Source organism: Streptomyces sp. NPDC001970, assembly GCF_053594115.1.
The window spans coordinates 72733-85647 of record NZ_JBSFDW010000005.1 but is presented as its reverse complement, the minus strand read 5'-3'; the positions used below and the strand labels follow the sequence as shown (position 1 = coordinate 85647).

Annotated in this window: 9 protein-coding genes and 4 pseudogenes; 2 read left to right on the top strand and 11 right to left on the bottom strand. The window is 70.9% G+C overall.

Annotation, left to right across the window (positions count from 1 at the left end):
* The first annotated feature begins 266 nt into the window (after window positions 1–266).
* Window positions 267–488, top strand: coding sequence for a hypothetical protein (locus tag ACWCP0_RS08565; RefSeq protein WP_451078111.1), 222 nt, complete (start codon window positions 267–269; stop codon window positions 486–488).
* Between the two features lie 52 nt (window positions 489–540).
* Here ACWCP0_RS08565 and ACWCP0_RS08560 read toward each other — a convergent pair whose 3' ends face one another.
* Both ACWCP0_RS08560 and ACWCP0_RS08555 read right to left on the bottom strand, forming a co-directional pair.
* A complete protein-coding gene (locus ACWCP0_RS08560) occupies window positions 541–894 on the bottom strand; it encodes a DoxX family protein (RefSeq protein ID WP_451078110.1) in 354 nt (117 codons plus the stop codon).
* Between the two features lie 34 nt (window positions 895–928).
* On the bottom strand, window positions 929–2713 hold the full coding sequence (locus tag ACWCP0_RS08555) for a S8 family peptidase (RefSeq protein WP_451078292.1): 1785 nt from the start codon (window positions 2711–2713) through the stop codon (window positions 929–931).
* 193 nt (window positions 2714–2906) lie between these two features.
* Between ACWCP0_RS08555 and ACWCP0_RS08550 the strand changes: the two are divergent.
* A pseudogene (locus ACWCP0_RS08550) lies at window positions 2907–3119 on the top strand (aminoglycoside phosphotransferase family protein); the annotation flags it as partial.
* 39 nt (window positions 3120–3158) lie between these two features.
* Here ACWCP0_RS08550 and ACWCP0_RS08545 read toward each other — a convergent pair.
* The 9 genes and pseudogenes from ACWCP0_RS08545 to ACWCP0_RS08505 all read right to left on the bottom strand — a co-directional run bounded on the left by ACWCP0_RS08545 (window position 3159) and on the right by ACWCP0_RS08505 (window position 12858).
* Window positions 3159–3416: a hypothetical protein gene (locus ACWCP0_RS08545; RefSeq protein ID WP_451078109.1), complete on the bottom strand. Its 258-nt coding sequence runs from the start codon at window positions 3414–3416 to the stop codon at window positions 3159–3161.
* 150 nt (window positions 3417–3566) lie between these two features.
* Complete coding sequence (locus tag ACWCP0_RS08540; RefSeq protein WP_451078108.1) at window positions 3567–3953, bottom strand: neutral/alkaline non-lysosomal ceramidase N-terminal domain-containing protein; 387 nt, start codon at window positions 3951–3953, stop codon at window positions 3567–3569.
* A gap of 543 nt (window positions 3954–4496) precedes the next feature.
* Complete coding sequence (locus ACWCP0_RS08535) at window positions 4497–5036, bottom strand: transglycosylase SLT domain-containing protein (protein WP_451078107.1); 540 nt, start codon at window positions 5034–5036, stop codon at window positions 4497–4499.
* 934 nt (window positions 5037–5970) lie between these two features.
* Window positions 5971–6075 (bottom strand): annotated as a pseudogene (locus tag ACWCP0_RS08530) (IS5/IS1182 family transposase); the annotation flags it as partial.
* A gap of 55 nt (window positions 6076–6130) precedes the next feature.
* Window positions 6131–6220, bottom strand: a pseudogene (locus tag ACWCP0_RS08525) (IS5 family transposase); the annotation flags it as partial.
* Between the two features lie 532 nt (window positions 6221–6752).
* Window positions 6753–8453, bottom strand: coding sequence for a ricin-type beta-trefoil lectin domain protein (locus tag ACWCP0_RS08520; protein WP_451078106.1), 1701 nt, complete (start codon window positions 8451–8453; stop codon window positions 6753–6755).
* Between the two features lie 209 nt (window positions 8454–8662).
* The gene (locus ACWCP0_RS08515) at window positions 8663–9880 is read right to left on the bottom strand and encodes a cysteine desulfurase-like protein (protein ID WP_451078105.1); all 1218 of its coding nucleotides are present in this window, start codon (window positions 9878–9880) and stop codon (window positions 8663–8665) included.
* 124 nt (window positions 9881–10004) lie between these two features.
* Window positions 10005–11801, bottom strand: coding sequence for a vWA domain-containing protein (locus ACWCP0_RS08510; protein ID WP_451078104.1), 1797 nt, complete (start codon window positions 11799–11801; stop codon window positions 10005–10007).
* A pseudogene (locus ACWCP0_RS08505) lies at window positions 11798–12858 on the bottom strand (ATP-binding protein). Before ACWCP0_RS08505 ends, ACWCP0_RS08510 begins: the two are co-directional and overlap by 4 nt.
* Window positions 12859–12915 lie beyond the last annotated feature (57 nt).

The window sequence follows — 12915 nt, the reverse complement described above, 5'->3', positions numbered from 1 at the left end:
TGCCCGTTCGTCCTCCACCGGCACCCCATGGGCGTCCGCCAGTCATCACGGGCATCCGCCCCGATACGAACGCGGCCCGACCGCGCGAGCAACCGGCGGGCGGCCGAATGGCGGGCAGGGGCGCGCCGTCGGGTGTCCGGGCAGGAATTCGGAGAGAATGGACGAATCCGACGAAACTGTTCGACGCGAGATTCTGTTGCGGAGGCGCCGTGGATACCTGGGCGACGTGGACCACCCAGGGGATCATTGCCGGTTCGGGTGGTGTGATGACCACCGAGGGAGGTCCGATCACGGGTGACCTGACGGTGCACACGGCCTGGATCGACGGCCTGGCCCAGGTGACCGTGCAGCACACCGGTGCGACGGAGTGGTACGCGATGCAGGGCGGTCCCGTGCCCGCGGCCGACGAGGCCACGGGCCGGGCCGTGCATCAGGCGGCCGTGGAGGCGGTCAAGGCTGGAGGCGGCGCAATCCTCACGTTCCCCTGACCGGGCGCCTCGTCCGGGGCAGGCAGACCCCGGCACCCGTCGCCTCCCCGGCTCAGGCGGTGAACCCCAGAACCAGGGCGCCGACGACCGGCGCCGCGTACGGCAGCGGGAACGGGATGTGCGCGCACCAGCGCGCCCGGATGACCGTGACCACGGCACCGGTGAAGTACAGCACCAGGCCGATCCCGGCGGCGACACCGATGACCGGTACGAACAGTCCGGCCAGGAGGCCCGCGGCCCCGGCGGCCTCGGCACGGCCAGCGCCGGCCGACAGGGGCCGGGACCACCCGTCCGGTTCCGGACAGCTGCCACGGGTCGGCGGCGCGTTTCCCGCCCCCGCGCTGATCCGGCGATGCCCGAAAAACCGCAGTCCCGGGAAGCCAGGCCGCGTACGGAGCGTACGCACGACTGCTCCCCGGGACCTGCGACCGAACGTGCGCCTAGAAGGTGAGGTTCCAGGCGTCGATCTTGCCGGTGTCCTGGGCCGCCAGGTCACGGACGCGCAGCTTCCAGACGCCGGCCGCCACCTCCGACGAGGCGTTCACGGTGTACGTCTTGGCGACGTTGTCGGTGCCGTCGTTGTTCGGGAAGTCCTCGAGCGTGTAGACGGTGCCGTCCGGGGCGACGAGGGAGAGCACCAGGTCGCCGCGGTAGGTGTGCTTGATGTCCACACCGACCTTGAGGGTGGCCGGGGCATTGCCACCGACGCCCGTCACGGTGATCGGCGACTCCACCGTGGTGTTGTCGGTGACGGCGACATCGGCGGTGTTCTCGAAGTGCGCGGCCGGCGGCTGGGTGCCGCCGACGGCCTTCAGCGCGTCGACCTGGCCCTCACCGAAGAAGGCGTTCTTGGCGGTCGTGCCCGTGCAGCGGCTGTCGGAGGGGCAAGCGGTGTCGGTGGCCTGGGTGGCCAGCTGGGCACGCAGGTCCGCCGGCGTGGAGCCGGGGCTGGTGCTCGCCAGCAGCGCCGCGACGCCGGCGACGTGCGGGGAGGCCATCGACGTGCCGTTCATGTTGCCGTACTTGCCGCCCGGCAGCGTCGAGTACACCCCGAAGGCGCCGTCGCCACCCGGGGCCGCGATGTCGATGATGTCCCGGCCGAGGTTGGAGTACGACGCCTTGACGTTGCCGTTGCCCATGGCCGCGACGGTCACCACGCCGGGCAGTTCGGTCGGGATGTCGATGCAGGCGTTGGTGATGGTGCGGCTGACCGGTGTCGAGTCGTTGGGGCTCGATGTGTCGGTCCGCTTGTTCGCCAGGTCGTAGTTGGAGTTGCCCGCGGCCGCAACCTGCAGGGAGCCCTTGCCCTCCGCGTACTCCTGGGCGCGCCTGACTCCCTCGATGATGGCTGCCTGGTCCACGTTGTCCGGGCAGTTGAACATCCACGGGTCCGTGTAATAGCTGTTGTTGGTGACCTTGAACCCGTGGTCACCGGCCCACATGAATCCGCAGACGGTGTTCTCGGCGAAGAACATGCTGGTGCCCGGCTCGGCGATCCGGACGGAGGAGATCTTCACGCCCGGGGCGACGCCGATGACACCCTTGCCGTTCTTGGCCGCCGCGATGGTGCCCGCCACATGCGTGCCGTGCTCGCCGACGTCGCGCCATGAGCCGGTCCTGGTGTCGGCCTTGCCATAGGCGCAGGAGACGGAGTCGGCCGCGTTGAAGTTGGGCGCGATGTCCTGGTGGAGATCGTCGACGCCAGTGTCCAGGACACCGACCTTCACCGTGGCCGAACCGGTGGTGACCGGCCACGCCTTGTCGGCCTTGATCTGGGTCATGTCCCAGCGGTTGGACTCGGTGAGGGTGGTCGGGCTCTGCGGGGGAGTGGCGGGCAGCGCCGGGCTGTACGCATCGGCCGGCACGTCCGACGTCCGGGTGGCGCCGACCTGCTGGACGCCGCCGATGCCGCGCATGACGGCGGCGAAGGACGCGGACGTCGAGTGGGCCACGATCACGCCGATCGCGTCGTAGTACGCGAACACCGTGCCGCCGTTGCTCGCGACCGCGCTCCGCACGGCAGAGGTGTCGCCCGGGGCGGTGATGACCAGATAGGCGCGGGTGCCGGCGGCCCAGGAGCCCGCGGTACCTGCAGAAGCCTCGGAAACCGCGGAAACCGCGGAAACCGCGGAAGCCGTGGACGTCGTGGGTGCTGCCGGGCCGGCGTGGGCCGCACCGGCGGGGGTCACGAACGTCACGGCCGCACCCAGAGCGGCCGCGGCCACGACCGAGCGTCTCAGCCGGCCGGATATGAGGGGGGTTGTCAAAGCATCCTCCGAGAGCCCGGTGGCGCTGGTGACGCCGACCGGGCCGTGGGTCGAATGGGTCGACGCAAGATCTCAGACCACGACCCGGGATGGGAAGGGTGTCCGATCACACAAGTGGCCTTCCCCGGCAAGTGGTTGGCGGTGATTCCGCTACGGCCTCTCCTCGCAGCAGCGCGCCGAACTTCCGGGCGTCATCGAACAGGCCACCGAGTCCTGCCGGGCCTTCGTCGCCGCACGCGTGGGCTCCGGCGATCCCGTGTACGTGCAAGCGATGAACGAGCGCGGTGGCTGGGCGCGTTGGGACCGTCTGCAGGCCTGGCTGGTGGCCCATCGTGAGGTGTTCGCACAAGCACTTCTGAGCTGAGCGCGCACGGCAGCCGGCGGAACCCGTCGACGCCGGCGCTCAGTGCGACCGCATGCGTTCAGCGGCCTTCCATCCGCGCCGCATCGCGTTTCTGCCGCATCCGCGCCAGTGCGACGGTGAGACACGTGCACGCTGCCCACCGCTGGTGATCAACGCGTTCACCGGCGTCAGCGGATCCGCGGCCATCGCCTTGGCCAGCAGTACGCCGACGACCAGCGGGAGCAGGGCTGCGGCCAGGGCAGTGCCGGTGGTGGTGACGTGCTGGACGCGGGGGTGCCGCGCTACGTGGAGGGCCATGGCTCCGATTGGATCAGTGGCGCCGTGGGCAGGGGATCGGGCGATGTACTCAGGCTGCCCGTTCCGAGGTACTCAGAGGGCCGGGCCGGCCCTCTGCGTGGAGGCATGGCCACCCGTGCAGGAAGCCCGCGCCCCGAGGCGTGGGCGGAGTCACGCCGACGCACGTGAGGCGCGCGTCGACTCCGTCCGTGACGAGGTGGTGGCGTGCCGGCAGATCTCGCCTCCGGCGTCCTGGTCGCCCTGCCGGAAGCGCAGCACCGTCACCGCCGGGTCGATTGCTCGGGGGAATGCGGCCCGGGCGGCGGCGGGGCTGCGGTCGGAGGCGGTACGGGAACGGTTCACGCTGGAGTTCGTGAGCGTGCCGGTGCCGAGGCTGGTGGTGCCGGCACTGAGGTCCTCGTGGCCCTTGGCGACGGACTCGCTGATGCCGTCGACTGCACGGTAGGTGCCGTTCTGGAAGCCGACGACGGAGAGGTTGTAGGCGAGATGGTGTGCGCAGTAGCCCATCATGCCGGTCTCGGCGGCCTCGCCGTGCACATCGGAAACGCCGCGCCCGACAAGGAGTTGCTGCTCTCGTCGCTGGCCGCGGCGGGGCCGGCGGCGGAGTGTGCGGCGGGCAGGAGGCGGCGGTCGGGCTCGAGGCCGCGGCGGACAAGGGTACGCCGGCTGCCGTCAGCCCCAGGGCTGCGGCGAGCGAGGTGAGGGGGAGTGTGCTGCGGAAGCCGTCGCCGGTGTGGGGCATGGAACTTCCCGTGTGGGGGCGGCATGCGGCCCGGTTCCGGTTCCGCTCGGCGGAACACCGGCAGATGCGGGGGAACCCGGGGCGCGGGGTGCCCTGACGGTAGGGCTCCGATCATTGCGCCGCAACAGGTTGCTACCCATGAGTGGACCGATTGTGCCGGGCCGGCCGGCGGTGAGATCACTGCCGGCCCTGGCTGAGCTGCCTTTGAGTCCCCACGGGGTCATGCCCCGAAGGTCGTTCGTGCGGGTCGTTCACTGCCGAAGCACCGCCTCTGGCGCTTCGGCGACAACTCGTCCGCCCGCCGGAGGGTAGGAGGTTCTCCTGCCCTGAGAAAGGGCTCAGTAGGCGGAGTCGACGTTGTCGATGGAGCCGTAACGGTCAGCGGCGTAGTTGGCGGCCGCGGTGATGTTGGCGACCGGGTCGGTCAGGTCGTGCGGGGTGCCGGCGACGTGGTAGGCGTCGAAGGTCGGCTGGATGACCTGGAGCAGACCCTTGGACGGCGTGCCCTTCTGCGCGTTGATGTCCCAGTTGTTCTGGGCGTTCGGGTTACCGCTGGACTCGCGCATGATGTTGCGGTGCAGGCCCTCGTAGCTGCCGGGGATGCCCTTGGCCTTCATGATGTCGAGCGCCTCCTTGATCCAGCCGTCCAGGTTGTCGGCGTAGACCTTCTTGCCCTTCTTGCCCTTCTTCGCCGAGGCGGAGTCGGCCACAGAAATCTTTTCCGTCGAGGAGCTCGCCGAAGCCGGCTCGGCGGCGTGGGCGGGCGAGGACGTCAGCGTGAGAGCGGCTGCCGCGGCGCCTGCCGTGGCGATGCCGGCGACAGAGATCTTGCGGAGTCGGGCGATGCGGTGGGCGAAGGTCTGCGTATGAACGGTCATCGGAAGAAACTCTCCTGGGGGGACGTTGGGGGGATGGCCGACCGGGTTTCGGTGCGGCGGGTGCGGAGCGGACTCCGCGTCGTGGTCGGAGCGAAGGAATCGGGCGGGGGGTCGTCCGGTCCGCCACGTGGCTCCCCGGAACGTCAGCCATGGTTAGGGGCGCCGGGCCTGCGGCGCAAAGATGTGACGTACTACCCGACTACAGAGGAATGCCGGAAATCATCTGATACGGCCTGGTGCGGCAGGGAGGCGAGGGGGCGCCTTCTACTACCGCCCTTAGGACGTGATGCGGCTCCTATGCGTGGGATCACACCGGGAGGGTGCTTCCCGTACGGACTGTTCTTGCGCGGCTCCGCTGCGAAGCGTCGCGGGCGCCCGCGATCAGGAGTCAGTGCCAGGTGTCGTCCTGGGGCGGCGGCGGAACCGGTCGAAGGCGGTCTGCCGGGGTCCGGGCTCCTGGCCCAGGAGGTTTCCTTCGGACATCAGTCGCGGGCACAGGGTCGTGTCAGTGCCGCGGTCCAGGGTCACGGCATGACTGGGAGAGACCTTCCCGCGTTCGATGCCGCATGGGACCGCTTCGCGTCCTGGCCCTTCGTGCACTCTCCCATTGACCACGCGGCCCTGCGATCGCCTGGCATTTCTGCCTCACCTGGAGCACCCGCACCCGGACGGAGAGCGGCGGCATCCAGCACGGGCCACCGCCCCGCCCTTCCGGCCGGCTTCGACCGCCCGGCGAGGGCTGGGCCGTGGGCTCGGCGCACTCATTCCCCCGTCGGCTCCCCAGGCGCCTCGTGCCGCCGCACAGGATCCCGACGTTCCGGTCGGGCCGTTCCACACGAGCGCCGTCACCGTGAAGGGCTCCGAGGGTTTTGAGGACGCACATTGCTGGGCGGTTTCGCTTGGACCAGCGGGCGGACCTGAGGAAGATGCCTGCGATGTGGAGGCCGGCCAGGTAGATGGTCGCGGTCGTCTCGTAGCGGGTGGCGATCCCGCGCCACTCCTTCAAGCGGTTGATGCACCGCTCGACGGTGTTGCGTTGTATGCCTCGCGGTCGAAGGCCGGTGGCGTGCCTCCGGCAGGTGGACCCGCTGCGCTCCGGTCCGGAACTTGAAGGCGATCGCGTTGATCGGCTCACGGTGATCCCACCACCGGCCACCCCGCTTCGGCGTCCGGTCCGGGAGCAACGGCTCGATCCGCGCCCACTGCGCGTCAGTCAAGGGCGCACCCGGACCAACGACCCACTGATCCAAACGAAACTGCCTACTATGTCACGCCATGCCTGGTTGCCCGGTACTTCCGCGTCACCGTGCCGATGGCCAACCTGTGATCTTGACGGCGCCCGCCGGGGGCGGATCCGGTGGCAGCAGCGGCCGGATCCGTCCCCCTGCGGCACCTGTCAGCCCGGTCTTGATGTTCATGGTCAGAGGACGGCGTGTTCCTCGCGGGCGGGCGCGCGCGGCGACCTGCGGGCCATGGCGACGTGTACGCCGAGGCCGCCGACCCGACCGGGTGGCAGGTCCGCGTGACGGCCTGCGGGGCGAGGTGCGCATCGACCTGTCGGGACCACTCGGCGCCGAGGGCTCAGACGCGTCGGCCCTGGCACTGTCGCCTACGGCTGACGTCACCCGTCTGTGGCGTCGTGCGGTCGGTCAGGCCGGCCGGCCGAGGCCGGACATCGCCACGGACTCGTGGACCTCCTGATCCACGGGGCAGGCCTCAGTCCCTCGTGGAAGTGCCGGCGGTCCAGCGCTGGTCGCTGTCCCCCTCCGCCGGGGCGAAGCCGAGGGGACTGCCCTCGGACCCTCCCAGAGGTTCCAGGGCGTGGTCCGGCGCGATGTGCGGGCGTATGGCCCCCGAGCTGTCGACGGTGAAGCGCAGATTCAGGCCGTTCTTGCCGTTGACGGAGGCACAGGACCAGATGCCTGCGCCGCGGTCGGTGTCGCCGCGCGAGTCCAGGCAGTAGTCGGGATCCGAGTTGCTGCGCAGAAGACCGAGGGAGTCGAGACTCCACAGCTGGGTCCGGGCGCCACTGCAACGGGCCGTGACGACGTCGGTACGGTTCTCCATCACGCCGTCCGCGATGTCCAGGCACAGGCCGGACGCCGTATTGACGACCTGGACATAACCGCCGCCCGGGACGATCGGTTCAGGCCGGGGCGGCACGTGCTTCGAGGGAGAGGGAGGGCGTGAGGCAGTGGGGGCGGAGGTCGATGCGGTGGGACTCGCCGAGGGGGATGGCTGCTTCGACGGCTGCTGAGTGGGGCTCGTCGACGGGGTGGGTACGGGAAGGGTGGGCCAGGCCGCTTGAACCGGTGGCTGGTCCGCGCGGTCCTCGGCCGGGCGGGAGTCCTCGGAAGCGGTCGCCAGCAGAGTGCCGGCGACGACGGTGACCACGACACCCACGGCCACGAGTGCGACGGGCAGCGGCAGCCGCCGCGGACCCCTCGCTGCGGCGGGGGCGGTGAATCCCGGCACGCCGGCCGTCCGTATCGGCCCGTCGGACCCGTCGAGACCGTTGAGCCCCTCGGACGGGTCGGGCTGGGACGACTCGGCGTCGAGCGGGACGTAGACGGGGCCGTGGGCCGCGTACGCCGCTCCGCCCCATCCGAGCAGGCCTTCGGCAAGGACGGCCCGGGAGTCGTCCGCCATCCGCGCCAGTTCCGTGACCAGCCGCGTGCAACTGGCGCATTCCGCCAGGTGGAGCGCCAGATCCTCGCTGTGCCGCCGGTCCCCTGGTCGCGTCGCCGCCTCGATGATGCGGCGGAACCCGAGGCACTTCTTGTCCTCGCCGTGCTCCAGGTAGGCCTGGATGTAGGCCCGACGCATCGCGTCCTGCGCCTTGGGCCGCAGCTCGGGAACGAGGTTCGGCCGGACGCCGACGAAGGTGGCGACGGCGGCGTCCGGCTCCTCGTCCACCACCGCGTACCAGAGGACGCCCCGTGTCAGTTCCGGCAGCCGGTAGAAACCGGTGAGCATGGCGGACGAGGCATCGGGCCGCAGGCGACGGGCCTCCGGCAGACCCGGCGCGGGTGCGTCGGCGGTGTTGTCGATCCATGTGACGAAGTCGGGTGCAAGCCGGTCCCGCCGGCTCCCGGCGGCCCACGTGAGCCCCACCCGCTGTACGAGCATCAGCAGATGGTGGCGCCAGTTCCCCCGGGGCTCGATGCCCCGCGAGGTCTCCCGGGCGGCGAGGTCGAAGGCCTGCACGGCCAGCTGGTTCCCGGCGACCTGGTTGCGCCCGCAGAGCCGGGCGTAGGCGAGGACCGCGGGCAGATGGCGGCGCTTGAGCTCCTGGTTGGCGGGGAAGGCCCGCGGAGCACCGGAGCGGATGCGTTCGGTGATCTCCCCGTCCGGCAGGGTGGTGCAGTCCGTTCTCCCGTCCGCGAGGTCCGGACCGACCCGGTGGAGCTCTGGCACCCTCTTGACTCCTCGTTCAGTACGTCACGACCGACCGACCCACGTGCCGATCGGGACCACACCGGTTACTGGGCGGAAACAAGTGCCCATGGTGAAGCAGGTATTGCCGCAGGGATAGGTGTATCCGCGGGTAAGTCCCTCCCGGATGCGATCTGCGGCACAGTGACGTGCCGGGGGCCGCCTCGAAGTGTCGGAGTGTGGGCGTGCGATCAGCGAGTCGCGGACGTTCGCAGGTAGTCGGTGAGGCCCTGGAGGAGACGGTCGACGTCGTCGGTGTCGTTGTACGGGGCGAGGCCGACCCGCAGTCCTCCGGTGTCGCCGAGGCCGAGACGGCGGGAGGCCTCCAGGGCGTAGAAGGAGCCTGATGGCGCGGCGACATGGCGCTCGGCGAGGTAGCGGTAGGCCTCCACCGTGCTGCGGCCCTCCATGGTCAGCAGCAGTGTGGGAGTGCGCTCGGCCGCTCGCGAGTGCACGGTGATCGCTTCGAGTTCGTCCAGGCCGTGCTCGATGCGCCGGCGCAGCGCGCGCTCGTGGTCCGCCAGCGCGGCGCTTGCGGACTCCAGGCGCTGCCGGCGGGTCCCGTCGCGGCGCGGGCCGAGGCCCGCCAGGAAGTCGACGGCCGCGGTCGCGCCCGCCAGCAGCTCGTAAGGCAGGGTGCCGTACTCGAAGCGCTCGGGGACCGCGTCGGTCGACGGCAGCAGCTTGTCCGGTTGCAGTGTCCCCAGCAGCTCGGGCCGGCCGGCGACGACGCCGATGTGGGGCCCGAGGAACTTGTAGGGGGAACAGGCGAAGAAGTCCGCGCCCAGCCGGTCGACGTCGACGAAGGCATGGGCGGCGTAATGCACCCCGTCGACATAGAGCAACGCTCCCACCTGATGGGCGATACGGGCGATCTCCGGAACGGCAGGCCGGGTACCGATGAGGTTCGATGCGGCGGTCACCGCGACAAGCCGGGTGCGCTCGCCGAGCACGGCCCGTACGTCCTCGGGTGTGAGCTCCCCGGTGGCGGGGTCGAAGTCCGCCCACCGCACGGTCGCCCCGGCGCTCGCCGCCGCCTGGACCCACGGGCGGATGTTCGCGTCGTGGTCGAGGCGACTGACGACGACCTCGTCGCCGGGCGACCACGTCTTCGCGAGGGTGCGTGAGAAGTCGTACGCCAGGTGCGTGGCGCTGCGCCCGAAGACGATCCCGGAAGGCTGCGCCCCCAGCAGGTCGGCGAGGGCCTGCCGGGCGCCCGTCACGATGCCCTCGGCGTTGCGCTCTCCCAGGGTGTTGCTTCCCCGGTTGGAGAGCGGGTTGGCGAGTGCGTCGGCGACGGCGTCGATGACGGGCTGCGGGGTCTGTGTGCCGCCGGGTCCGTCGAAGTGGGCCAAGCCGGCCTTGAGGGCGGGGAACTGTGCGCGGACGGCGGTGACGTCGTAGGTCATGGAACAACCCCTCGGGCGGACGGATCAGATGACGACGCGTGATCGTTTCGGCCATTACTCACGAACGCGGGCCGCGTGTCAACGGCGCACCCGGGCGCCGCGCCACCGCGGCACCCCGGCGCGCTCACCGCAGCCGGAACACCGGACCGCGCGGCGTGAACGGGAGAGCGGCGCCTTGCGGAACGAGATACGCGTGGTCGCGGCGGACCCGCAAGGTGTCGCAGTAGCCGTCGGTGATGACCAGAATCGGCGCGCCGCGCGGAAAGTCCTCCGCGCGGTGCAACAAGTCGATGCCGGGTTGCAGCACGGTGCCGCCCCGGCCGCGTACGCGTACCCGGCCTGCGATCTCGGCGGGCGGCAGATAGCCCGCATCGTGCGGTGCGGCGTCGCAGAACACGACCCGGGCCGCGGGCACATCGCGGGCGTCCGCGTACGAGGCGATCGCTCCGAGCGCCTTGCCCAGCAGCCGTCGGTCCATCGAACCGGAGGTGTCCAGGACGACGCCGAAGGTGCAGCGGGCGATCTCCTCCGGCGGGAAGTACCGTCCGGCGCGCGGGATGTCCGGGGTCGACGCCTGACGCCGGGCGGGCCGGGAATAGCTGCGCACCGGCTCCGGGCGGGGCACGAACTCGTCGAACCAGCGTGCCAGCCGGGCATCCCACGGCACGGGCGGGTGGGCGAGAGCCCGGATCTCCTCGACCAGCCCGGCGGGGAGCAGGCCTCGCTCGTGTCCGGTGTGCAGCTCATGGCCGTTCAGCAGCGCGCGGCGGTAGAACTCGTCCAGGTCCACCGGCGCGGCGGGCGCGCGCAGCGGCTCGCCCAGAATGTCGCCCGCACCCTTGCCCCGGAGCGTGGCCGGCCGGCGGTGGCGTCGCAGATCGGTGGCGATGCGGTCGTAGACCTCCTCCACCGACAGGTCCTTGAGCCCGGCGTCGTGCAGCAGCCCTTCGGGCATCTCACCGACGTCCATCTCCTGCAGCCAGCCGTTGACGACGTAGTCGGCGGCGACGTTGAAGAGAAAGGGGTCGCGAGCGCCGCGGCGGTCACCGTGGCGCAGCGCCGCGTGCAGCATCTCGTGGCCCAGGATGAAGCGCCATTCCGGGAGCGTGAAGTGCTTGAGAGGGTTCACGTAGATCTCGCCCGCGGCGGCGTCGACGGCGGCGACAGCGATTCCGTGGGCGCGCGCCAGCTCAGCGTCGGCGACGATGCGCATACCGGCGGCGATCCCGCCGAGCAGCGGGTACGAGGAGACGAACCAGCTCAGCGCCCGGTCCCAGGGCTGCTTGCGGATCCGCGCGCCGGTGAGGCTGTCGCGGTGGCCGCCCGCGACATCCATCGCCGCCGACATGGTGGCGGTCAGGGCGCGGGCGAAGGCGAGCTGCCAGTCCTCGGGCGTGCTCCAGCCGCCCCAGGAGCTGAGCTGCTGATCGGGTTCGCCGCCCGCCGTGCCACAGGCCCGGTACGCGGGCGGGATGCCGTCACGGCGCCAGCGCGCCCCGAGCTGCTGCTCGTCGCCGCCCGGGTAGGACGCCGGAAGGTGGTCGGGCGCCCGGCCGACCGGGAAAGTGAGCAGGAACCGGTTGACGACCGTGCAGCGCGCCGCGACGTCGAATCGGTCGGGCTGGACGCGCGGCCCCTTCGCGGCCGGGACATGGCCGAAGCCGAGGTGGATCAGACAGTGGGCCAGCGCCCATGCCCAGGCGGCGGGCTCGGCGAGGCGGGTGGGGTGCGCATGGATCGTGCCGTTGGAGGTCACCCTGGCCAGACCGTCGGCCGGTGCTTCCTCGCACTTCACGTCGCGGCAGATCTCGGCCTCGACGGCCGCGAGCGCCGGGTTGTGCCGGACCAGGGCGACTCCGGCGGCGAACGCTTCGGCCGCCGGGTCCGGTCGCTCCGCCCCCTCGGCCTTGCGGCGGCTCATCGGCGAGCCTCCACCAGCCGGGGCATGTCACGCGCCGCCTCGACGAGGAACCACGCGGGCAGGACCGGCTGACCGTCCTCGTCGTCGGCGATGACGGTCTGGGCGACTTCGACCGAGATCTCGGCCAGCTGCACGAGGAGCGACTTCGCACGGTAGGCCGTCTGGCGAACCGAGCCGGACGCGTGCTCCTTGCTCGCCGGCAGTTCTTTGGTGAGACGGCCCCGGAAGCATCCGCGAGGTAGTAGAGGAGATCGCGGTCCTCGATCCGGCGGGGCCAGGAGGCGTCACCCTTGATGATCGCCTCGATGCCGTACGCGTTGCGCACGATCTTCGCGTACCCGCAGAAGGCGACCGCGTGCGCGGGCGTGAGCGTGCCGTACGCGAGGACCTTGAGGGTCTCCTCGCCGACGCCCGGTCCGAAGGAGTGCAGCGCATCGGAGAGCATGTGCCAGGAACGCGGGGTGGAGAACGGCTCCTCGGTCTTGGGCGGCTGCGACCAGAGATGGTCGGGGCGGTCGGTGAGGTAGTCCACCACCCAGGGGTGGATGCCGTGACCCGCCGCCCACTGCAGCCAGTCGGTGGCGCTCGCCCGCAGATGCACATGCGTGAGCCGGTTGACGAGCGCGGAAGCGATCGGGCGGGCAAGGGCGTTGTCGGTGGCCCGGTTCCCGGCACCGATCACGATCGACCCGGCGGGCAGCTCGTAGGCGCCGATACGGCGATCGAGGATGAGCGAGTAGAAGGCCTTCTGCACATCGGGGGTCGCCGCGTTGAGTTCGTCGAGGAACAGACAGTACGGCGTGTCCCTGGCGATCGCCTCGGGCGGGCAGAACACGGACCGGCCGTCGCGGATCTGCGGGACGCCGATGAGATCCTCGGGCGCGAGCTGGGTGCCCAGCAGGCTGACGCACTCGAGTCCCAGGGACTCGGCGAAGTCCCGCACGAGGGACGACTTGCCGATACCGGGTGCTCCCCAGAGGAAGACGGGCCGCACCGTCGCGAGGCCGAGCAGCAGCTCGGGAATCTGGGCGGGCGTGACGGCGACGGCTGCCTGCAAGAGAGAACTCCAAGAGAAACGAGAGGGAACCGGGAACCCGAGCGGGAACCGCGAACC

Bases quoted from the DNA above. Each gene is read 5' to 3' on its own strand.
- ACWCP0_RS08545 (WP_451078109.1), bottom strand. From the start codon at position 3,416: ATGGCCCTCCACGTAGCGCGGCACCCCCGCGTCCAGCACGTCACCACC.
- ACWCP0_RS08515 (WP_451078105.1), bottom strand. From the start codon at position 9,880: ATGACCTACGACGTCACCGCCGTCCGCGCACAGTTCCCCGCCCTCAAG.
- ACWCP0_RS08565 (WP_451078111.1), top strand. From the start codon at position 267: ATGACCACCGAGGGAGGTCCGATCACGGGTGACCTGACGGTGCACACG.
- ACWCP0_RS08510 (WP_451078104.1), bottom strand. From the start codon at position 11,801: ATGAGCCGCCGCAAGGCCGAGGGGGCGGAGCGACCGGACCCGGCGGCC.
- ACWCP0_RS08535 (WP_451078107.1), bottom strand. From the start codon at position 5,036: ATGACCGTTCATACGCAGACCTTCGCCCACCGCATCGCCCGACTCCGC.